This is a genomic window from Neobacillus drentensis, assembly GCF_036965245.1.
Taxonomy (GTDB): domain Bacteria; phylum Bacillota; class Bacilli; order Bacillales; family Cytobacillaceae; genus Neobacillus; species Neobacillus drentensis_G.
The window spans coordinates 23,731-46,494 of record NZ_JBALPG010000050.1 but is presented as its reverse complement, the minus strand read 5'-3'; the positions used below and the strand labels follow the sequence as shown (position 1 = coordinate 46,494).

Here is a 22,764-nt window from a genome sequence, read left to right as displayed (position 1 = left end):
TCGGAAGACCAGGCTTTGGTTTCGGACGCCCGTTTGGTTTTGGTTTTGGCCGTCCGTTTGGCTTTGGATTTGGGCTGCCGTTCTTGGGTGGATTAGCAGCCGGGGCATTATTAGCAGGTCCATATGGATACGGTTATGGTTATGGATACCCATATCCATACTATGATCCTTACTATGATCCTTATTATCCTTACTATTAATACAATTCGTTATAAGAGCTTTGCCTTAGGGGTAAAGCTCTCACTATGTTCCAAAGAAGTATGCAATAAAAAGAACGGGTTTCCAATCTGTTGGTTGTTAAAATAAAAGTGATTTCATTAAGATGCTTCATTGTTTCATTTTTCCAGTTGAAAAAGGATATAATAATATTAACTTGTTTTTTTGATGAATTATTTTATTTGGAGGGAAGGACATGCGGATTGGGGTACCTATAGAGATCAAAAATAATGAAAACCGTGTAGCGATGACACCGGCTGGAGTAGTTAACCTTGTGAAATTTGGCCATGAGGTTTTTATTGAAAAAGGAGCGGGGCTTGGCTCTGGGTTTTTGGATGAAGATTATAGCTCTGCAGGTGCGAATCTAGTGGAAACCGCTGGTGAAGCATGGTCCATGGAAATGGTAATGAAGGTAAAAGAACCTCTGCCAAGCGAATATCAATTCTTCCGTGAAGGATTAATTTTATTTACATATTTACATCTGGCGCCTGAACCGGAATTAACCAAGGCCTTAATTGAAAATAAAGTAGTAGGGATTGCCTATGAAACAGTTCAGTTAGCGAACAGAAGCTTGCCATTATTAACCCCAATGAGTGAGGTTGCCGGGAGGATGGCTGTGCAGGTTGGGGCTCAATTTTTGGAAAAGGTCTATGGAGGTAAAGGAATTCTTCTCTCAGGTGTTCCAGGAGTAAAAAGAGGAACTGTTACCATTATTGGCGGTGGTGTAGCAGGAACAAATGCGGCAAAAATGGCAATTGGTTTGGGTGCAAAGGTTACGATTATTGATTTAAATCCAGAACGTCTTCGTCAATTAGACGATATATTCGGTTCAGATGTAACAACATTAATTTCCAACCATTATAATATTGCCGAAGCGGTAAAGGAATCTGATTTAGTCATTGGCGCTGTTTTAATCCCTGGGGCGAAGGCCCCAAAGCTTGTCAGTGAAGAGATGATTCAATCGATGAAACCTGGCAGCGTTATTGTTGATATTGCTATTGACCAAGGCGGTATTTTTGAAACAACCGATCGAATCACTACACATGATAATCCAACATACGTGAAGTATGGTGTTGTTCATTACGCTGTAGCCAATATGCCTGGTGCGGTACCTAGAACTTCAACGATTGCATTAACAAACGTGACGGTTCCATTTGCGGTTCAAATCGCCAATAAGGGCTACCAAAAGGCGTGTTTAGAAAATGAGGCCTTGTTAAAAGGAATCAATACTCACGGTGGATTTGTGACCTATCAAGCAGTTGCTGAAGCACATGGAGTCGAATATAAAGATACGAAAACATTACTTGAAAAATAAAGACGGTTTTGAAGAATATAGCGTTAATTTTGGCCTTGTGACCAATTCATGAGGCCAGTTTACATGATTTTTCACAAATTTTGTTCTTAAGACCATCTCATGAGAACAGAGTTCATAGTATTATCATTAATTTGTCCTCATGCCTTTTCTATATAACACGATTTAAAAACGATTTTTATCGTTGTTGATCTCCATATTTTTCTTTTATGTAAATTAAAAACCAGCTCCAAAAAGAAGCTGGTTTGAAATAGATAATATGAGCCGCATTTGCCGTAGTTAGATAAGAAAGTTTTAAACCACCACTCCTCAAAGTGGGTGTTCTCAGAAACCTTTCTGCATGTCCTCCATGTCATATAGACAGAGGCCTGTCATTCCAGCTTCGATGTTTAAACTCCCTTTTACAGCTTAAAGGTTAAAACTTTATTATGATTACGCACAACGCAGCTTGTATTTGTATACTACATCAATTCCGACTAGAGTTCAATGGTAAAAAAACTCCAATTTCATTATTTAATTATTTGTAATTCTTTCGGGAATTTGGTTAAAATCTTTGCCCCGTCAGCGGTAATATAAATATCATCTTCAATTCGAACACCTGCTACATCAGGTACATAAATTCCCGGTTCTATTGTATATACCATACCTTCTTCTATTACGAGCTGGTTCGTTTCGGTCATTGAAGGATATTCATGGACGCCTATTCCAAGGCCATGGCCTAAGCGATGTGGAAAATATTCTCCATATCCTGCGTCAGCAATAATTCGTCGTGCAGTAAGGTCAACTTCTGCTGCCGTAGCTCCAGGCTTACTTGCCTCAATGGCAGCGAGCTGCGCCTTTAAAACAATATCATAAATTTCTTTTTGCTTGTCGTTAATGTCTCCGTAAGCAACCGTTCTCGTGATATCAGAACAATACCGATCGACCACAACCCCCAAATCGAATAACACAAGATCACCTTTGCGAATTTTTGTTTCTCCTGGATTGCCGTGAGGGGAAGCGGCGTTCGCCCCGGTCAATACCATTGTCGAAAACGACATTTCGGTAACCCCCTTTTGCTTTAAAGCGTACTCTAAGGCATTAAGGACTTCCAGCTCTGTTTTACCTTCCTTTATTTCACTTGCACCAAATTCCACTGCATAATCGGCAAGGGCGCAAGCTTCTTCAATAATATTAAGTTCTTTGGCATCTTTAATCATGCGCAGCAGTCGTAGTTTTTCTTCTGCAGAAACAAATGATGCCTTAGGGAACAAATGTGTAAGATGCTCATAGCGATCGACATTCATATGTTCCTTTTCAATCGCCACCTTAGAAACTCCATTAATTCTTTTATTGATAGAATTATGAATCATTTCCCAAGGGTTTTCGATGTCACTATAACCGATGATTTCATGCTTCCAGCCGGATTGTTTGGCATCATGCACTTCCATCGCCGGACAGACCAGGAACGGTTCTTCCTCTTGAAAAACTGCAAGTGCAAGCAATCGCTCATGCGGGTCAGTATAATAGCCGCTTAAATAAAATGCATTTTCGGATGAAGTAAGAAAGCTTACTTCAATCCCGTTTTCTTTCATCCATGTTTGAAGCTTTACTAATCGCTGATTCATGTTTAGGGGTCCCCCTTTAAAAAGTTAAGAAATAAATATACATTTTGAGAATTGTCCAGCTCCCAGCGGCTATTGTACTTCGCCCTTTTCCCTACGATAAGTAAAAAGTGTTCCAGTCCATACACCGCTATATGGGCTCTACCGCTATTCTTTATGAGAGTATCAAGATTAAAAGAGAAAGTAAACTATCTGACCTTATCTTACGCTAAAACAAGTGAGCGTTGGGAATGAATGTAGCAGGATTTCTAAATTTTTTATGGAAGTACATTATATAACGATTTAAGAGGAGTTGGGATGATGAGAATTTCTTACCATGGACATGCAGTTGTTCAAATTCAAACAAATGGAAAAACGATCTTAATTGACCCTTTTATTACCGGCAATCAATTAACGGACTTGAAGGTTAAAGAAGTGATACCAGATGTGATTATTTTATCCCATGGCCACAATGACCATGTTGGGGACACTGTCGAGCTAGCTAGGAAGAATAATGCCCTTGTTGTTGCAAATGCGGAAATATCAGATTTTCTAAGCTGGCAGGGAGTTAATACTCACGCAATGCATATAGGCGGCGCATATCAGTTTGAATTTGGAAAAGTTAAGCTGACACAGGCCTTCCATGGCTCAAGCTACACAACCGAAAAAAATGAGCTTATCTATTGCGGCATGCCTGCGGGAATCTTATTTATGAACGAAGGTAAGACCATTTATCATGCAGGTGATACGGCATTATTCTCTGATATGAAACTCATAGGTGAACGCCATCCGATTGATGTTGCCTTTTTGCCGATTGGTGACAATTTTACGATGGGGCCAGAAGATGCAGCCTATGCAGCTAAACTGTTGAATGCAAAGACGGTTGTGCCGATTCACTTTAATACCTTCCCGGTAATTAAACAAGACCCATATCAATTTATTGACATGCTAGATAATAAAAATGGGAAGGTATTGGCTCCAGGCGAGGCAATAGAAATTTAGACGTTCTACGAGTATTAACATACTTTTTTTGCTCCAGCCAGCATAAAGATGAAACAAGCAGTCTTTATGAAGGAGGAAAAGAGAGTGAAAAAGAACAGATATTTACTTTGCCTGCTGTTATGTGGATTTATGCTTTATTTTGCTGTTCCAAAATTATCAGTGACTGCAGAAGGGACACAGGGGATTTTCGCTATTGTGTGGCTATCATTTGCATTGATCGTGATTGCAGGAAATCTGACTAGGCTTCTCTATAGTCCGAGAAAACAAGGGCAAAGTTTCCAGTCGCAGAGTCAAAAGAAGAAAACCCGGTCTTATTAAAAGGAATTCAATGACAATGTAATATCCCACATTGAATCAAGGCTTTAGAAACTTTATAATAGAATTTAGGGTATCAACCCAATTGACTAAATGACTAGGAATTCGAAATATAAAGGGTGAAGGTCTTGGCTACTAAGCATGAACAAATTTTACAATACATTGATGGACTTCCAGTCGGGGAAAAAATATCAGTACGGCAAATCGCCAAGGCGATGACTGTAAGTGAAGGTACAGCCTATCGTGCGATTAAAGAAGCCGAAAATAAAGGATATGTAAGTACAATTGAACGAGTAGGCACCATTAGAATCGAACGGAAGAAGAAAGAAAATATTGAAAAGCTTACGTTTGCCGAAGTCGTAAACATTGTGGACGGGCAGGTATTAGGCGGAAGAACTGGCTTGCATAAAACCCTCAATAAATTTGTGATCGGCGCGATGAAACTAGAGGCCATGATGCGCTATACGGAGGCTGGTAACCTGTTAATTGTCGGGAACCGGACACAAGCACATGAGCTAGCTTTAAAAGCAGGAGCCGCCGTGCTGATCACCGGGGGATTTGACTCAGAAGAGCATGTAAAAAAGCTGGCAGATAAGTTAGAGTTACCGGTTATTTCAACAAGCTATGACACTTTTACTGTCGCCACAATGATTAATCGGGCTATTTACGACCAATTAATAAAAAAGGAAATTATCTTAGTTGAAGATATTTTAACACCTCTTGCGGATACCTATTACCTATTTACAACCGATAAGGTGTCAAAATGGCATGAATATAATCAAGAAACAACGCATAGCCGCTATCCTGTAGTCGATCAAAATATGAAGATTCAGGGAATGGTGACGAGTAAAGATATTTTAGGCCAAGTTTTAGAAACCTCAATCGACAAAATTATGACGAAACACCCAATGACTGTTAATGGCAAGACAAGCGTTGCTTCTACAGCCCATACGATGGTCTGGGAAGGGATTGAGGTTCTTCCTGTTGCCGATGACTCGAACCGTTTAGAGGGGATTATCAGCAGGCAGGATGTATTAAAGGCACTGCAAATGAACCAACGACAGCCACAGGTTGGCGAAACCATCGATGATATTGTTACAAATCAAATGGTATTAATGCAGGGGAAACAAAAAGGCGAAGAAGTATATTCTTGCGAAGTGACGCCGCAAATGACCAATCATCTTGGTACTATTTCATACGGAGTATTTACAACTATTGTCGCAGATGCAGCCAACCGGGTATTACGAAGCTATAAAAAAGGCGACTTGGTAGTAGAAAATATGTCTATTTACTTTATTAAACCAGTTCAAATGGAGAGTACATTAGAAATTTTTCCTAGAATACTTGAAGTAGGACGGAAATTTGGGAAGGTAGATGTGGAAGTTTTTAATGAAGGCATATTAGTTGGAAAAGCGATGATGATGTGTCAATTGATTGACAGGAGCTAGAAAAGCGGAGTTGATCTTTAAACGAAGTTGTCTCGCCGCGGGGGTCTCTTCGAAAAAGCTAATGTTTTTCCTTCGTACGAGGTATCGCTTCCGAGGCTTATTCTTATGGAGCTTGACAGTTTTCGAAATCATAACCTAAGAAAGCCGCTTCTCAACTTGAGAAGCGGCTCGGTTTTATTTTTGGGCATTAAGCATGTTTGCTTCATCAATTGCAAATGGAAGGTAGTGTTTATATTTTTTGAAACCGATCCAGCTAAATACGGCCCCATAAATAGTAAAAATGGCAGCGACAATATAAGAAACAGTTGATTCAGATATAAATAGCAAATGATTAACACCAAATAAGCATACAAACAGACCAAGGGCAATATTTGATTTGGCGGAAAGCCATTTCTTTTCGACTTGACGGTTGCTTCTGAAGTATTTTGTTTTATAAAATAAATAGAAAGCAAATAACAGGAAAATGAAAACGACAAGTACAAACATAATATGTTCCTCCAAGTTCTAAAAATCTTCTACTATTTTATCGTGTAATTAAAAAAAAAGCCATTATTGGTTCTTAAGGAGCAGTGTCTATGATTGAGCAAATATTAACGGCGATTGAACAATATGAAACGATCATTGTTCACCGTCACGTCCGTCCTGACCCGGATGCATATGGTTCACAAGGCGGTTTGGTTGAGATTTTACAAGAATCTTTTCCCGAAAAAAAGATTTATGCAGTTGGGCAAGAGGAGTCGACTCTACACTACATGCGCAGATTAGATGTGATTGAAGATGATGTATACAATGGGGCATTGGTCATTGTTTGTGATACTGCTAATGCGGAAAGAATTTGTGACGGGCGCTACTCATTAGGAGAAAAGCTAATAAAAATTGACCATCATCCAAACGAAGATCCCTATGGTGATTTGTTATGGGTCGACACAACGGCAAGCTCATGCAGTGAAATGATCTATGAATTTTACTTAAACGGAAAAGATAAAGGCTTAAAAATGAATGATGAAGCGGCAAGACTTTTATTTGCGGGAATTGTTGGGGATACGGGCAGGTTTCTTTTTCCAAGTTCAACAGATAAAACATTCGCTTTTGCTGGGGAATTGATTCACTACAATTTTTCACGCACAGAGCTTTTTGACAGGATGTATGAATTAGATCCTAATATAATAAAGTTAAAGGGGTATGTTCTTCAAAATTTCGAGCTTCATCCAAACGGTGTTGCATCTGTAATGCTCACAAAGGATTTATTAAAAGAATATGGTGCAAGGCCAACAGAAGCATCTTTACTTGTTGGTATTTTAGGAGATGTTAAAGGAATTAAAGCATGGGTCTTTTTCATTGAAGAAGACGATCAAATACGTGTTCGGCTCCGTTCAAAGGGACCGGTCATTAATGGAGTGGCCCGGAAGTTTAAAGGTGGAGGACATCCACTTGCTTCAGGTGCATCCATCTATTCTTGGGATGAGGTAGATCATGTCTTAAAGGAATTGAATAAGGCATGAGAAACCCATTCAAAATAGTGTTGACGGTAAAAGGGAACGGCCCAATTCCGGGCCGTTTTGTTAATATCTAGCTCCAGTCTTTACGCCGCGCAAAGGAAGTTTCCGCTTTTCTTAATCAAATTGAATTTCAAGCTGAATCGTTACGTTTGTGTAAATAACCATTTCTTTTACCTTCAGTGTGTATCTTTTTTTATTGATTTTTACCGGCTTGTTTTCGATAACTTTTTTTATGAGATCCTTGCTTTTATAGACTGTCTCTAAATCTTTTGCCAGCATTATACTAATATCATCTCGAACAGAGTTTTCCGTCTCAAGTACACTTAAGGGATCCAGTTTGTATTTTTCCGCGTTGATGATTTTTATATTAATCTTCTGGACAGTCAGTTGTTCAATATTGCGTTTATTCAATTCCTTATATTCTTCCTGCCATATTTTTTTCTCATTGTTTAAATCAACAATGTTCTCCTGCTGCTTTTGAATTAATTCCGTATTTTCTTCTTGCCAGACACCGTAAATATATAAAAAGATACACCAGCTTATGGCGCCGCCAATAGCCATCCCAGAAAAAAAACGCTGCCATGAAGGTCTGCGGTACAATGGCGGAATTCTCATGATGAAATATATTCCTGGGTAAGCCAATTAATAATGAGGGCACCTGTCTGGGCGCCGCCCAATGCAGAAAGGATTAATAAAAATTGTTTAAAAAGATCCTTTGTGCCAGCATCCAAAAGGCCTTTTTCAAATGTGTAAACCGTATCAAATGTCCCGCCGATTGCCGCAACAATTGCCCAAATTCTAAGTGAACTAGACAAGCGGTAAACGGTTGTAAGCGGAGGTTGACCGGTTAAAAAGGAGGCAATCCCGCCAATCAATGAACCACCAAGCAGGACACCTAAGGCTATAAAATAGCTTTCGATAAAAGCTGGAAAAAAACCAATTTCTTTCATCCCTTCAACCGCCTTCATACAAGATCAAAAATGTCTATATTCATTTATATGGACAAAGGTTCTTGAATATGTTTTTTAAAAAACAGAACATATTTTCCTTTTTTGTGATAAAGATTTATAATAAATGATAGATATTAAGTTTAAGGAACGGTGAGGCAATATGTCTTTTATTCACCTTCATGTTTATAGTGCCTATAGTTTGTTAACAAGTACGGCATCCGTCCCGGATTTAATCGAAAATGCGAAGAGAAAAGGGTTTACCGACCTCGCACTTACCGACAGAAATGTCATGTACGGTACTATTGAATTTTATAAGCTCTGTAAGAAAAATAATTTGAAACCGATAATTGGGTTAACGGTTGATGTGGAAAGTGAAATTACCGCGAACGAATCCTATCCGCTTATATTACTGGCAGAAAATGAGAAGGGATTTAGAAATCTTTTAAAAATTTCCAGTGCGGTACAGACAAAGACCGATAACGGAATTCCGCTAAAATGGCTGAGGCATTATTCGGAGGGGCTTATCGCCATAACACCTGGACTTGAGGGGGAAATTGAACAGTTCCTTTTAAACGGAAACGAGGAGATGGCAAGGAAGCTAATTAGAAAATTAGACTCCATTTTTGGCAGTGGCAACTTTTTTCTCTCACTTCAAAATCATCAGCTCGAACAAGAATCGAAAATTAGGAAACAGTTTCTCGCGATTTCAGATGAGTTTCATGTGCCCCTAGTTGCAACTAACAGGGTACATTATTTGGAAAAAGAAGATATGTTTGCGCATGAATGTTTGCTGGCAATCAAGAATGGCGATAAATTGCAGGATGACCAAAGAGAAAAACTGGAAAGTGATCAATTTTATTTGAAAACAGCAGCAGAAATGGTCGATTGCTTTTCAGAAGTTCCTGAAGCACTAGAAAATACACTCCGGATTGCTAAAAGGTGCAGCGTAAATATTGAACTAAATAAAACCTACTTACCTACTTTTCCGACTGAAAATGATATGGTTGCAGAGGATTATTTTGAGATGCTGTGTAAGAAGGGACTCCATGAACGCTTTACCGCGCCGTCCCAGGAATATTATGACCGGCTATCCTATGAATTAGCGGTAATCAAGCGAATGAAATTTAGCAACTACTTTTTAATTGTTTGGGATTTTATGAGGTTTGCGCGTCAAAAAGGGATTTTGACCGGGCCAGGACGGGGCTCTGCAGCAGGATCGCTTGTTGCCTATGTTTTATATATTACCGATGTGGATCCGATTAATCACCATCTATTATTTGAGCGGTTTTTAAATCCTGAACGGATTTCGATGCCTGATATTGATATAGATTTTCCTGACCACCGCCGCGATGAAGTGATCGAATATGTCGCACAAAAATATGGCGAACTCCATGTCGCGCAAATTGTAACTTTTGGAACACTTGCAGCAAAAGCAGCAGTAAGAGATGTCGGCAGGGCTTTCGGATTAAATTCAAAAGAATTGGAGCAATTGTCCCGGCTGATCCCGTCCCGTTTAGGCATTAACCTTCAAACCGCCTATAAAGAATCTGAATCGTTAAGAAGGTTTGTCAATGAGACTCCGTTAAACCGCAAGCTTTTTGACACTGCCTTAAAGCTCGAAGGGCTGCCTCGGCATACCTCCACACATGCTGCGGGTGTGGTCATAAGCGAGAAGCAGCTTATAGAATTAATCCCGATTCAACGCGGGTCAAACCATGTTTACTTAACGCAATACTCTATGGAGTACCTCGAAGAAATTGGCCTGCTGAAAATGGATTTCCTTGGCCTTAGAAATTTATCACTCATTGAAACAATCCTTTCCTCCATTTATCGTCATACTGGAAGGAAAGTGGATATTGGACGAATTCCATTAGATGACACAAAGACCTTTGAATTACTGGCTAGAGGTGAAACAACAGGCATTTTCCAGTTAGAATCGGAAGGTATGCGGAAGGTATTAACCCGGTTAAAGCCTTCACGTTTTGAGGATATTGTCGCAGTCAATGCATTGTACCGTCCGGGACCGATGGAAAATATTCCGCTCTTTATAGACCGAAAACATGGACGTAAGGCGGTAGAATATCCTCATCAGGATTTACAGCCGATCCTTGAGAATACATATGGTGTCATTGTCTACCAAGAGCAAATCATGCAGATTGCTTCGAAAATGTCGGGATTCTCACTCGGAGAAGCAGACCTTTTACGACGGGCAGTTGGAAAAAAACAAAAAGAAGTACTGGACAAAGAGCGGAATCACTTCGTCCAAGGAGCACTGAAAAAGGGGTATCAACAAGTACTTGCCAATGAAATATATGATTTAATTGTTAGGTTTGCTAACTATGGCTTTAACCGAAGCCACGCTGTTGCCTATAGTATGATTGCCTACCAGCTGGCCTATTTAAAGTCGAATTTTCCGGTTCATTTTATGTCAGGGCTGCTTACTTCAGCAATCGGCAATGATACAAAAATTGCCCAATACATTTTAGAAACAAGGCAAAAGGAAATTGAAATCCTGCCGCCATCCATTAATCATAGTACCTACTCATTCAAAGTAGAAAAAGAGGGAGCCATTCGCTACAGCCTTGCTGCTATCAAAAGCGTCGGCGCTGCCGTCTTAAAGGAAATTTTTCAAACAAGGAAACGAAAGAAATTTGATGATTTATTTGATTTTTGTATCAGAGTATCGCCTAAGGCGATTAACAGAAAAACACTTGAGTTCCTTGTTCACTCTGGATGTTTCGATGAATTTGGCGAAGATCGGGCCGTTCTGCTGGCCAGTTTAGATGTTGCTATTGAACATGCACAAATCTTCAAACCAGATGATTCCAACCAATTTGACTTATTTGAAGATGAATTGATTCCGAAACCGAAATATGTTCAAGTGGACCCTATTAGTCTTGAAAATAAACTGACATTTGAAAAAGAGGCTCTTGGTTTTTATCTCTCTAATCATCCCATTTCAATATATGAAAAAGATCTCAAGCGGAGCGGCGTATGTTTGTTATATCAATTAAGAAGTGATAATAAAAGGTCTGCTTCTGGTGTTTTTATTTCAGCGATGAAATCAATTCGAACCAAAAAGGGTGATTTGATGGCCTTTTTAACGGTAAGTGATGCCAGCGGTGAAATGGAGGCAGTCGTATTTCCTGCTATCTATAAAAAATTCCAGATATTATTACAGCAGGGGAATTTTGTGCTGCTGGAAGGGAGAATAGAAGAGCGTGATGGGAAACTGCAATTTATCATTCAACAGGTATCAGATTTAGAACTATGGTTAAAAACAAAAGCAGTAAAACACCGGGTATTATATTTAAAAATTACCTCAAACCAGCAGGATGAGCAATTGCTGCAAAAAATAAATCAGCTGCTGAAAGAAAATAAAGGGGATGCTGGTGTTATTTTGCATGATGAAGTTACCAAAAAAACAGTTAGGTTACCGGCGGAAAACAATGTCAATCCAACCCCCGAAGTACAGCAGCAATTAAGAAATCTACTTGGGTCAAAAAATGTTGTCCTGAAAGATTAATTCTTTACAACTTTCGAAGATATGTTATAGTGGTAAAGAGACGAGTGTGGTCTGACCACTATAGTTGGAGTATGATTAAATGGGATGTTTATAAATTTATTATAAAGACTTAGAAAGCTGTCTAGCTCCAGTGTCTAGGGGCCCGGGTGCATAAGCCATTCAGTCGAGAAGGGAAAAAACAACCCTCCCGCCGGCTTGTCTTATGGCCTAGCTACAGAAAGCTATCGCTTTCTGGACGCATTAAGGGAGACTAATCTCTGGCTTCACTTTGTTTGCCAGTCGATAATTCTCCCTATATTTTCCCCTGGGTAAGGTGCTACCGCTTTTCTAATTAAGGGGTGACAGATCTTGACTTTACGTGAAGAAGCATTACATATGCATCGAATTAATAAAGGAAAGTTAGAGTCGAAATCAAAAGTTCCAGTTCGAAATGCACATGATTTAAGTTTAGCCTATTCACCTGGTGTGGCAGAGCCATGTAAAGATATTTATGAAAAACCGGAAACAGTTTACGATTATACCATGAAAGGAAACATGGTCGCTGTAGTTTCCGATGGCACGGCTGTTCTGGGTCTAGGTAATATTGGCCCTGAAGCAGCACTTCCTGTAATGGAGGGCAAGGCCGTTCTTTTTAAAAGTTTTGCCGGTGTTGATGCCTTTCCAATCTGCTTAAATACTACAGATGTAGACAAAATTGTTGAAACAGTTAAACTGCTTGAACCAACCTTCGGGGGAGTTAATCTCGAGGATATCGCAGCACCAAATTGTTTTGTCATTGAGGAAAGATTGAAGAAGGAAGCGAATATTCCAATTTTTCATGATGACCAGCATGGAACAGCTATTGTTACGGTTGCAGGTCTTGTCAATGCCCTTAAATTGATTGGAAAGAAAATGACTGAAATAAAAATAGTTGCAAGCGGTGCAGGTGCAGCAGGTATTGCAATTATTAAGTTGTTATATAACTATGGTGTAAGAGATATTATTATGTGTGATACTAAGGGTGCGATTTACGAAGGCCGCCCACATGGGATGAATGTGGTCAAAGCGGAAGTGGCGAAATTTACCAATCGTGAAAACCTAACAGGAAGTCTCGCAGATGTGATCAAAGGTGCCGATGTATTTATTGGGGTTTCTGTTGCCGGAGCACTTACAAAAGAAATGGTAGCATCTATGAACCCAGATTCGATAATTTTTGCGATGGCCAACCCAGACCCAGAGATTATGCCTGATGAAGCAAAAGCTGCAGGGGCAAAAGTCGTTGGAACAGGCCGTTCTGATTTTCCAAACCAAGTAAACAATGTTCTTGCCTTCCCGGGAATTTTCCGTGGAGCACTTGATGTTCGTGCAACACATATTAACGAAAAAATGAAAGTTGCAGCAGTGGAAGCCATTGCCGGGTTAATTAGTGAGGACGAACTTAATGCAGACTATGTCATTCCAGCTCCTTTTGACCCAAGAGTAGCTCCAAATGTAGCTGCTGCTGTTGCAAAAGCAGCAATGGAAACTGGTGTAGCACGGATTAAGGTAGATCCTGAGGATGTAAAAGAAAAAACACAGAGGCTCGCGATTATTGGCAAAAGTGAGTGATCAAGTAAGTGGCGAATACCAAAGTATATTTAGAGATTGTAAAGCATTTACGAGAAATGATAACTATTGATGGACTTAAGACTGGAGATAAGATTCCTTCAGAACGGGAATTATCAGAGCGCCTGAATTTCGGGCGCTCTTCCGTTCGCGAAGCTCTTAGAGCATTGGAATTACTTGGCTTAATCGAAACAAGGCGGGGCGAAGGGACATTTATTAGAGACTTTCGCGGCCACCAGCTGGTCCAGCTTCTCAGCACATTCATTTTGCAGGATGAAAAAGCAAAACACGATGTATTCGAAACTAAAAACTATATTGAGATGGATTGTCTTCGCTTAGCACTGAAAAAAGTCGATAATCGACATATTGCAACATTAAAGGAATGGGTCATAAAAGCAGAAAACTTTTCAGATGATGAGTTTTTTCATCAGATTATTGAGATTTCAGATAACCACCTATTCTTAAGAATGTGGCTAATTTTAAAGGAATATTATTATTCACTAGATAATCAACCTGTAGACTATCAGCGGGGAGACTATCTTGTTTTGCTAGAAGCTTTGGGAGAAAAGGATGCAGGAAAAACACTTTCTGCATATGGTAAACTTCGAAATTTGTCTGATTTTAACGACAAATACTAACAGATTTTGAACTTTTTTTATTTTATAGTGGAAGCTATACAAGCCCAGAAAAAAGGGTGTTTTTAATTATCCAGTGGTCTGACCACTTTTGGGAGTTTGTAGGTATGAAGTTGACGTAGGATAGAAAGACTTCTGAATAGCAAAAGATGGAGATTCTTGCCGTTTGGCAGGTCTGTGTTATACAAGGGAGGTTTTATTTTGGCTCTTAAAGATCTATTTACAAAAAATCAACCGAAAAAGAAAAAATATGCAACAATTCCAACAGAAACTGCTAAAAGTGACGTACCTGAAGGAATTATGACAAAGTGCCCTTCTTGTAAGAAAATCATGTATACAAAGGAATTATTAAAAAATACGAAGGTCTGTTTACATTGCGGCTTTCATTTCCAAATGAATGCAAAAGAGCGTATTGACAGCTTTATTGATGAGGGTAGTTTTGTAGAAATCAATGAAAACATGGTGTCTGAAAATCCATTGAATTTCCCCGACTATCTTGAAAAGCTAGAAAAAGATCGGCAAAAAAGTAAGTTAAACGAGGCCGTCGTCACTGGAATGGGAAAGGTTAATGGTCAGAAGATTGTTTTGGCTATTATGGATGCTTCTTTCCGTATGGGGAGTATGGGCTCTGTTGTTGGTGAAAAAATTACCCTTGCGATTGAAAAGGCAGATGAACTCTCACTTCCATTCATCATTTTCACTGCATCAGGCGGTGCTAGAATGCAGGAGGGTGCCTTGAGCTTGATGCAAATGGCCAAAACAAGTGTTGCGTTAAAAAGGTTTAGCAATAATGGCGGGTTAATCATTTCGATTATGACACACCCGACAACGGGCGGTGTATCTGCTAGTTTCGCCTCATTGGGCGATTACAACTTTGCTGAGCCTGGCGCACTAATTGCTTTCGCCGGCCGCAGAGTCATTGAACAATCTATTCGTGAAGAACTGCCGGAAGATTTTCAAACGGCCGAGTTTCTTTTAAAACACGGTCAGTTGGATGCAATTATTTCACGTATCGATTTAGTTGAGAAAATCACGAACATTTTAGAAATTCATCAACCAGGTGGTGAAATCGAATGGTAGGGGAATTAGAGTTTGAACGCCCGATTGTGGAATTAAGAAAGAAAATCTCTGAATTAAAAGAGTTCACGAAAACAGCTGATGTCGATTTAAGTTCTGAAATTGTAAAATTAGAGGCACGGCTCGAAAAGCTAGAGCAGGATATATATGAAAATATTAAGCCATGGGATCGCGTGCAAATAGCACGTATTGCGAATAGGCCGACCACGCTTGATTATATTTCTTACCTATTTGAAGGCTTCTTTGAATGCCATGGAGACCGAACTTATGCAGATGATGAGGCCATCGTTGGCGGTGTTGCTAAATTTAAAGGACTTCCTGTTACCGTTATCGGTCACCAACGGGGAAAAGATACGAAAGAGAATATTCGCAGAAACTTTGGGATGCCCCATCCTGAAGGCTACCGAAAAGCATTACGCTTGATGAAGCAGGCTGATAAATTTAATCGCCCAATCATTTGTTTTATTGATACGAAAGGTGCTTATCCAGGGAAAGCAGCGGAAGAACGCGGCCAAAGTGAAGCAATTGCCCGTAATCTTTTTGAAATGGCGGGTCTCAAAGTTCCGGTTATTTGTATTGTTATTGGTGAAGGTGGAAGCGGTGGTGCCCTTGCACTAGGCGTCGGCAACCGCATATACATGCTCGAAAACTCAACTTACTCTGTTATTTCTCCTGAAGGAGCGGCAGCTATTTTGTGGAAGGATGCATCCCTCGCCAAAAATGCGGCTGAGACAATGAGGATTACTGCCCCTGACTTAAAAGAACTGGGTGTCATTGATGATATTATTCCTGAAATTAAAGGCGGAGCCCATAAGGATATCAAAAAGCAAGCAGAAGGAATCGAAAAGGTCCTTAAAATGTCTCTTCAGCAGTTACTTAAACTATCAGAAGATGAATTAATAGCTGACCGTTATAATCGATTCAGGACAATAGGGGAATACACTACATTGAAGGATTATATTGGTGTAAATTAAAAAAATCGTGCTCAATAGGGCACGATTTTTTAAAGGTATAATAAAATATGAACTTTGAGAAATATCCAATTACAGCGCCTACGAGCTCGGAGGCATAAGCCCTTCAGCAAAGCACTTCCGCTTTTTCTTGTTCACAAAGGATTCACAAAAAATACCCCGAAAAGATGAAGATGCCGCTTTCAACCACAAATAAACCGCTTCCAGTTCACTAATTATTCCGTCTATTATAATTACTAATAGGAATCGGTTGTTACCTGCATTTCTTCATGTTATTTTATAAATATTCGAGGGTTTTATGCTTATAATAATAGTATTGATTTAAAAGGTAGCTTATCTCATTGTACGAACAAAGTGTACATAATTTTTTCTAAAATCATGATTGAGGTGGTAAGAATGAAAAAAATTGGGGTACTTACAAGCGGCGGCGACTCTCCAGGGATGAATCCAGCGATTCGTGCTGTTGTCCGTAAAGCAATTTTTCATAATGTTGAAGTTTATGGTGTTTATGGAGGATATACTGGATTAATTTCTGGAAATATAAAAAAGCTTGAGCTTGGTTCAGTTGGTGATATTATTCATCGAGGGGGAACGATGCTGCATTCGGCACGCTGCCCGGAATTTAAAACAAAAGAGGGACAGCAAAAAGGTATTGAGCAGCTTAGACAACATGGAATTGAAGGGCTTGTTGTCATTGGCGGTGATGGGTCGTACCGTGGGGCTAAAGCATTAACAGAGCAAGGCTTTCCATGCGTAGGTGTTCCAGGTACGATTGATAATGATATTCCAGGAACGGAACAAACCATAGGTTTTGATACGGCCTTAAATACGGTAATCGACGCAATTGATAAAATTCGCGATACTGCAACATCACACGAAAGAACTTTTGTCATTGAAGTAATGGGACGTGATGCAGGTGATATTGCTTTATGGGCAGGGCTTGCAGGTGGTGCAGAAACGATTTTAATTCCTGAAGAGAACTACGACATGAATGAAGTGGCAAACAGGCTGCGAAGCGGTCAAGAACGCGGGAAAAAACATAGTATTATTGTTGTTGCTGAAGGGGTTTGTAGTGGCGTTGAGTTTGCTCGTCAGCTGCAAGAAGCAACTAGCTTTGATACAAGAGTGTCGGTTTTAGGCCACATTCAGCGCGGCGGCTCTCCAACTGCTGCGGACAGAGTCCTTGCCAGCAGGTTAGGAGCAAGAGCAGTAGAGCTTTTAATTGAAGGAAAAGGCGGCCGTGCGGTAGGAATTGAAAAAAATCAGCTAGTTGATTACGACATCATTGAAGCTCTTGATAAAAAACATAGATTAGATCTTGACCTATTTAAGCTATCAAAGGAATTATCAATTTAAGAAATAGCGTTTGTCTTTTCTAAAATGGGAGGAAATAAAGGATGTTACGAAAAACAAAAATCGTTTGTACAATTGGTCCCGCAAGTGAAAGCGTTGAAAAATTAACTCAATTAATCAATTCAGGTATGAACGTTGCCCGCTTAAATTTTTCACATGGTGATTTTGAAGAACATGGTGCCCGGATTCGAAATATTCGTGAAGCAGCAGAGCAAGCTGGAAAAACGATAGCTATCCTGCTTGATACAAAAGGCCCGGAAATTCGGACAAATAACATGCAAAACGGTGCGATTGAGCTAAAAGCTGGCGAAAATGTGATTGTTTCAATGACTGAAGTAGAAGGAACCATACAAAAATTCTCTGTTACATACCCAGGGTTGATTGACGATGTACATGTAGGCTCAAAAATTCTTTTAGATGATGGTTTAATTGGCCTCGAAGTAACAGAAGTAAATAAAGCTGGAAATGAAATTCATACGAAAATTTTAAACAGCGGTACATTGAAAAATAAAAAAGGAGTAAATGTCCCTGGAGTATCAGTTAACCTGCCGGGCATTACTGAGAAAGATACGAAAGATATTCTTTTTGGAATCGAACAGGGGATTGATTTCATTGCAGCTTCCTTTGTCCGTCGGGCAAAAGATGTGTTAGAAATCCGTCAGCTACTTGAAGAAAATAATGCTACACATATCCACATTATCCCTAAAATTGAAAACCAAGAAGGCGTAGATAACATTGATGAGATCCTTGAAATCTCTGATGGCCTGATGGTTGCCCGAGGAGACCTTGGCGTGGAAATCCCAGCAGAAGAGGTTCCTCTTGTGCAAAAACTGTTAATTAAGAAGTGTAATTCCCTTGGAAAACCTGTGATCACGGCAACACAAATGCTCGATTCGATGCAGCGAAATCCAAGACCAACACGTGCTGAAGCAAGCGACGTCGCGAATGCCATTTTTGATGGAACAGACGCAATTATGCTCTCTGGTGAAACGGCTGCAGGACTTTACCCAGTGGAAGCCGTGCAAACGATGCACAATATTGCTTCAAGAGCTGAACAGGCATTGGATCATAAAGAAATTTTATCAAGCCGGAGCAAAGACACTGAACATAATCTAACAGATGCTATTGGTCAATCAGTTGCCCATACAGCTTTAAACTTAGAAGTCAAATCAATTATAACTCCAACGGAGAGCGGTCATACAGCAAGAATGATTTCCAAGTATCGTCCGAAAGCAGCGATTGTTGCTGTGACATCAAATGATCATGTTTGCCGTCGTTTGCAGCTAGTTTGGGGTGTTTACCCTCAGTTGGGGAGAATTTGTACCACTACTGATGAAATGCTCGATATTGCTGTCGAAGAAAGCTTAAATAGCGATATTGTAAAGCATGGAGATTTGGTTGTTATCACTGCAGGCGTTCCTGTTGGTGAAGCAGGTACAACGAATTTAATGAAGATTCATGTTGTTGGTGATATCATTACGAAGGGGCAAGGAATTGGCCGCAGGTCTGCTTTCGGGAAAGTGGTGATTGCCCATAATGCAAAAGAGGCTTTAGAAAAAGTAAAGCCAGGTTCTATTCTTGTAACAATCGGCTCAGATCGCGAAATGGTCCCTGCTATTGAAAAATGTGCTGCCCTTATTACGCAAGAAGGTGGATTAACCAGCCATGCAGCTGTAGTTGGCCTAAACTTAAGCATTCCAGTCATTGTTGGTGTAGACAATGTTTTAGAATTACTTAAAGAGGGTCAAGAAATAACAGTGGATGCAACTAGAGGAGTTATTTATAACGGGCATGCAAGCGTACTATAATAAAAAACGTCAGCTTCTAAATTAGAGCTGACGTTTTTTTATCTCTCAAAAACGGGCAGTAGGTCCTCACCTTCTAGATTTTAAGGAAAAAGGATAAACGAAAGATCAATTGCATGTAAAAGCTCGATTAGTGAGTAGATACACTGAAACTTGTCGATATGTTTTTTATGGCTTAGTAAAATGGGACTAAAATTCAGTGGTGGTGATGGTAAACCACTATTGAGTGAAGTTTTATTTTATGCTTCTTTCCCTTTAATAAATGACCAAACATCATGGAAGACATTTGCACGATAAAGGGTGGTGATTATGACCAGGGAAACCGGGCCGACAATTAATCCTAAAAAGCCAATTAACTTAAAACCAATAAATAATGCTATAAGTGTCGCCAATGGATCAAGACCGATACTTGATGATAGAATCTTTGGCTCCATAATTTGCCGTTGAACGAGAACAATAATATACAGAACGCCTAGGCCTATGGCAAGGCCTGGATCACCGCTAATAGCTGAATAAATAATCCACGGCACAAACACAGCACCTGTACCAAGATAAGGAATGATATCGACGATACCAGTTGCTAAAGCAATCGTAATCGCATAGTCAACCCTTAAGATCAAAAGACCAATCAGAATGATAACAGTAGTAATTGAAATAAGTGTTGCTTGAGCTTTAATAAATCCAAATAATGCTTTTTTTAAGTCAATAAAAACGGTTCTGCCACTTGCTTTTGCCTTCTCAGGTAATAGTTTTGCACCCATTGCTGACAAGCGGTACCAATCCTTACTAATAAAAAAAGTAGCCAATAACGAGAAAATAAGGACTGTTGCTGTATTTGGAAACCAAGATAAGACATTTGGAATACTTCCAAACAGATTTTTGAAAAATGTTCCAACCGTTGTTCCAATATTCGTCCCGAAATTTTGAATGTTCGCAATGATTGTATCCTTCTGACCAGCATCAAGCTTATTAAAAACACTTGTTAATTGATTGTAAAGCGGAATGATTTGAGCAGTAAAATAATCCTGAATATAATCAATTAGTGTATCAAGGTGTTGCGGAACAACCGTAGCCAAATAGGCTGCCCCGGAGACAATTTCTGCGACTAAAAGTGTAACTAAGCCTGCAAATAAAGCAAATATAATAACTAATGCGACGAAAACAGCTAGTACTCGTGGCATTTTTGCCTTTTTTTCAAGAAAGTTAACAAGCGGATTAATCATAAAGGCTATAATAAGCCCAATTAAAAATGGATATGTTACTGATGATAAAAAGTAAAATGAGTAGAGTGCTAAAACAACTACCCCAATGACAAGTAAGAATCGTATTGTCCGGTTTATGTATTTTGGATTCAAAAGCAGGCCTCCTTTATAAAAATTTATAGTTAAAGTTTAACATTTTATGAATGAAACTGCATAATTTCCCAATCAAATTTATGTAGTTTAAATTAATACGAACACTTAGAGGAAAATTTTCATATATGGAATGAAAATTGTTATATCAACACCTAAAAGAATATTATGGTACGATAATTTATGGAAAGGTTGGTGAAAAGATTGCCAAGTGAATCAATATTATTCTTGTTACTATTACTTGTAATTAGCTTGATCGCAAAAAATAGTTCTTTAATGATTGCTATTGCCGTCCTGCTTTTATTGAAAGTCGGGGGAATGGATGCAAAGTCTTTTTCATTTATACAATCAAAAGGAATCAATTGGGGAGTGACCATTATTACAATTGCTGTTTTAGCTCCCATTGCCAGCGGTGAAATAGGTTTTAGAGACTTATCAGGCGCTTTTAAAACACCGTTTGCATGGATAGCTCTCATCTCTGGGATACTTGTGGCCTTGCTTGCAAAGGGTGGTGTAAAGCTGTTAGCTGATGACCCGCAGATTACAACGGCATTAGTGATAGGAACTATTCTTTCTGTTTCTATTTTTAAAGGGGTAGCAGTTGGACCTTTAATTGGCGCAGGCATCGCTTATACTGCTATGAAAATTTTTAGCTTTTTTAGTTAGATTTTTTGTAAAATAATATTTTTTTTGTATTTTTCAACTCCTTTTCGTTCACAAAAAATTAATAATTGTTTATAATAGGCTTGTAAGCGTATCCTTTTTTACATAAACCATAAATATATATGCTGAATTACTTGTAAAAATAATTTTTTTGTAATTGAAAGTGCATACAAACATTTTGCAAATATCCCGAGCAATCGCTCAGTCAATGTAAGGAAAGGAATCGCGAGTCGGCAAGTTCTTTTGATTTGAAAAAGGGTAATGGGGAAATTTTAGAATGTAAGGGAGAGATTTTCTATGACAGTAACTCGTGGTCTTGAAGGGGTAGTGGCAACAACTTCCTCAATCAGCTCAATTATTGATGACACGCTAACATACGTTGGCTACGACATTGATGATTTGGCTGTAAATGCTAGTTTTGAAGAGGTAATCTATTTATTATGGCATCGCAAATTACCGAATGCTGAACAATTAGCAGAATTGAAAAAACAACTTGCTGAAAACTCAGCACTGCCGCCAGAAGTAATCCAGCACTTTAAGATGTATCCAATTCAAAAAGTCCATCCGATGGCGGCACTTCGTTCAGCGGTTTCTTTATTGGGACTTTATGATGAGGAAGCCGATTTAATGGATGAGGAAGCCAATTATCGAAAAGCGGTTCGGCTTCAAGCGAAAATGCCTGCAATTGTAACAACCTTTGCACGTGTTAGAAAAGGGCTTGACCCAATCGCACCAAGACAGGATTTAAGCTTTGCAGCGAATTTCTTATATATGTTAACAGGTAAAGAACCAGAAGCAATTGCTGTTGAAGCCATGAATAAGGCTCTCGTATTGCACGCAGATCATGAATTAAATGCTTCAACCTTTACAGCACGTGTGTGCGTGGCAACATTATCTGATGTATATTCTGGTGTAACAGCGGCAATTGGCGCATTAAAAGGGCCTTTGCACGGTGGTGCAAACGAGGCTGTTATGAAAATGTTGACTGAAATTGGCACACTTGAAAATGTTGAGCCTTATGTTCGCGGTAAGCTTGAAAACAAAGAAAAAATCATGGGCTTTGGACACAGGGTTTATCGTAAAGGGGATCCCCGTGCCAAGCATTTAAAAGAAATGTCCAAAAAGTTAACAGAATTGACTGGCGAACCACACTTGTACGATATGTCTGTAAAGATTCAAGACATCGTTACCGGTGAAAAGAATTTACCGCCAAATGTGGATTTCTATTCTGCCTCTGTTTATCACAGTTTAGGAGTTGACCACGACTTAATGACACCAATCTTTGCTGTAAGCCGTGTTTCTGGATGGCTGGCACATATTTTAGAGCAATATGAAAACAATCGGTTAATCCGTCCTCGTGCAGAATATACTGGCCCAGGAATGCAAAAGTATGTTCCGGTTGAGCAAAGAGGATAATATTTTACTTTTTTTCGAAAAATTGATTCAATAGGATTGAATGAAAAAAGGTTAGGG

20 protein-coding genes and 1 other RNA gene are annotated in these 22,764 nt (G+C 39.4%); 15 read left to right on the top strand and 6 right to left on the bottom strand.

Annotation, left to right across the window (positions count from 1 at the left end; all coding sequences use genetic code 11):
- The coding region (locus V7150_RS12755) for a hypothetical protein (RefSeq protein ID WP_335518512.1) at positions 1-200 on the top strand (200 nt) is incomplete at its 5' end.
- A 212-nt stretch (positions 201-412) separates the two neighbouring features.
- Positions 413-1,531: an alanine dehydrogenase gene (gene ald, locus V7150_RS12750; RefSeq protein ID WP_335518509.1), complete on the top strand. Its 1,119-nt coding sequence runs from the start codon at positions 413-415 to the stop codon at positions 1,529-1,531.
- A 254-nt stretch (positions 1,532-1,785) separates the two neighbouring features.
- Here ald and ssrS read toward each other — a convergent pair.
- Positions 1,786-1,981, bottom strand: a non-coding RNA gene (gene ssrS, locus V7150_RS12745) — 6S RNA.
- 56 nt (positions 1,982-2,037) lie between these two features.
- Positions 2,038-3,135 carry a M24 family metallopeptidase gene (locus V7150_RS12740; RefSeq protein ID WP_335518506.1) on the bottom strand — a complete coding sequence of 366 codons (1,098 nt, stop codon included), beginning with the start codon at positions 3,133-3,135 and terminating at the stop codon, positions 2,038-2,040.
- 297 nt (positions 3,136-3,432) lie between these two features.
- On the opposite strand from V7150_RS12740, the gene V7150_RS12735 reads away from it, so the two are divergent.
- From V7150_RS12735 to V7150_RS12725, 3 genes are all read left to right on the top strand, one after another.
- Positions 3,433-4,113, top strand: coding sequence for a metal-dependent hydrolase (locus tag V7150_RS12735; protein WP_335518550.1), 681 nt, complete (start codon positions 3,433-3,435; stop codon positions 4,111-4,113).
- 84 nt (positions 4,114-4,197) lie between these two features.
- Positions 4,198-4,431 carry a hypothetical protein gene (locus V7150_RS12730; RefSeq protein WP_335518503.1) on the top strand — a complete coding sequence of 78 codons (234 nt, stop codon included), beginning with the start codon at positions 4,198-4,200 and terminating at the stop codon, positions 4,429-4,431.
- A 125-nt stretch (positions 4,432-4,556) separates the two neighbouring features.
- Positions 4,557-5,876: a CBS domain-containing protein gene (locus V7150_RS12725; RefSeq protein ID WP_335518500.1), complete on the top strand. Its 1,320-nt coding sequence runs from the start codon at positions 4,557-4,559 to the stop codon at positions 5,874-5,876.
- A 174-nt stretch (positions 5,877-6,050) separates the two neighbouring features.
- Here V7150_RS12725 and V7150_RS12720 read toward each other — a convergent pair whose 3' ends face one another.
- Positions 6,051-6,362 (bottom strand): YtpI family protein, encoded by a 312-nt coding sequence (locus V7150_RS12720; RefSeq protein ID WP_335518498.1) that lies wholly within the window; start codon positions 6,360-6,362, stop codon positions 6,051-6,053.
- Between the two features lie 89 nt (positions 6,363-6,451).
- Between V7150_RS12720 and V7150_RS12715 the strand changes: the two genes are divergently transcribed.
- Positions 6,452-7,378 (top strand): DHH family phosphoesterase, encoded by a 927-nt coding sequence (locus tag V7150_RS12715; protein WP_335518495.1) that lies wholly within the window; start codon positions 6,452-6,454, stop codon positions 7,376-7,378.
- Positions 7,379-7,489: 111 nt separating this feature from the next.
- On the opposite strand, the gene ytrI is transcribed toward V7150_RS12715, so the two are convergent.
- On the bottom strand, positions 7,490-7,990 hold the full coding sequence (gene ytrI, locus V7150_RS12710) for a sporulation membrane protein YtrI (protein WP_335518493.1): 501 nt from the start codon (positions 7,988-7,990) through the stop codon (positions 7,490-7,492).
- Positions 7,987-8,343 carry a YtrH family sporulation protein gene (locus V7150_RS12705; RefSeq protein WP_420490283.1) on the bottom strand — a complete coding sequence of 119 codons (357 nt, stop codon included), beginning with the start codon at positions 8,341-8,343 and terminating at the stop codon, positions 7,987-7,989. Before V7150_RS12705 ends, ytrI begins: the two co-directional genes overlap by 4 nt.
- A 142-nt stretch (positions 8,344-8,485) precedes the next feature.
- On the opposite strand from V7150_RS12705, the gene dnaE reads away from it, so the two are divergent.
- The 7 genes from dnaE (at position 8,486) to pyk (ending at position 19,279) form a co-directional block, all read left to right on the top strand.
- On the top strand, positions 8,486-11,851 hold the full coding sequence (gene dnaE, locus V7150_RS12700) for a DNA polymerase III subunit alpha (protein ID WP_335518490.1): 3,366 nt from the start codon (positions 8,486-8,488) through the stop codon (positions 11,849-11,851).
- Positions 11,852-12,199: 348 nt separating this feature from the next.
- The gene (locus V7150_RS12695) at positions 12,200-13,438 is read left to right on the top strand and encodes an NAD(P)-dependent malic enzyme (protein ID WP_335518487.1); all 1,239 of its coding nucleotides are present in this window, start codon (positions 12,200-12,202) and stop codon (positions 13,436-13,438) included.
- Positions 13,439-13,446: 8 nt separating this feature from the next.
- A complete protein-coding gene (locus V7150_RS12690; protein ID WP_335518486.1) occupies positions 13,447-14,073 on the top strand; it encodes a FadR/GntR family transcriptional regulator in 627 nt (208 codons plus the stop codon).
- A 198-nt stretch (positions 14,074-14,271) separates the two neighbouring features.
- Entirely contained in the window at positions 14,272-15,150 is an 879-nt protein-coding gene (accD, locus tag V7150_RS12685) for an acetyl-CoA carboxylase, carboxyltransferase subunit beta (protein WP_335518483.1), read from the top strand.
- Positions 15,144-16,121, top strand: a complete 978-nt coding sequence (gene accA / locus V7150_RS12680) for an acetyl-CoA carboxylase carboxyl transferase subunit alpha (RefSeq protein WP_335518481.1) — start codon at positions 15,144-15,146, stop codon at positions 16,119-16,121. The genes accD and accA overlap by 7 nt, the downstream gene beginning before the upstream one ends.
- Before the next feature lie 393 nt (positions 16,122-16,514).
- Positions 16,515-17,474: a 6-phosphofructokinase gene (pfkA, locus tag V7150_RS12675; RefSeq protein WP_335518478.1), complete on the top strand. Its 960-nt coding sequence runs from the start codon at positions 16,515-16,517 to the stop codon at positions 17,472-17,474.
- A 41-nt stretch (positions 17,475-17,515) separates the two neighbouring features.
- Positions 17,516-19,279 (top strand): pyruvate kinase, encoded by a 1,764-nt coding sequence (gene pyk, locus V7150_RS12670; RefSeq protein ID WP_335518475.1) that lies wholly within the window; start codon positions 17,516-17,518, stop codon positions 19,277-19,279.
- A 236-nt stretch (positions 19,280-19,515) separates the two neighbouring features.
- Here pyk and ytvI read toward each other — a convergent pair whose 3' ends face one another.
- Positions 19,516-20,631 (bottom strand): sporulation integral membrane protein YtvI, encoded by a 1,116-nt coding sequence (gene ytvI, locus V7150_RS12665; protein ID WP_335518472.1) that lies wholly within the window; start codon positions 20,629-20,631, stop codon positions 19,516-19,518.
- Between the two features lie 180 nt (positions 20,632-20,811).
- On the opposite strand from ytvI, the gene V7150_RS12660 reads away from it, so the two are divergent.
- Both V7150_RS12660 and citZ read left to right on the top strand, forming a co-directional pair.
- Positions 20,812-21,294, top strand: a complete 483-nt coding sequence (locus V7150_RS12660; RefSeq protein ID WP_335518469.1) for a DUF441 domain-containing protein — start codon at positions 20,812-20,814, stop codon at positions 21,292-21,294.
- Positions 21,295-21,588: 294 nt separating this feature from the next.
- Positions 21,589-22,707 (top strand): citrate synthase, encoded by a 1,119-nt coding sequence (gene citZ, locus V7150_RS12655; RefSeq protein ID WP_335518466.1) that lies wholly within the window; start codon positions 21,589-21,591, stop codon positions 22,705-22,707.
- The last annotated feature ends 57 nt before the right edge of the window (positions 22,708-22,764 follow it).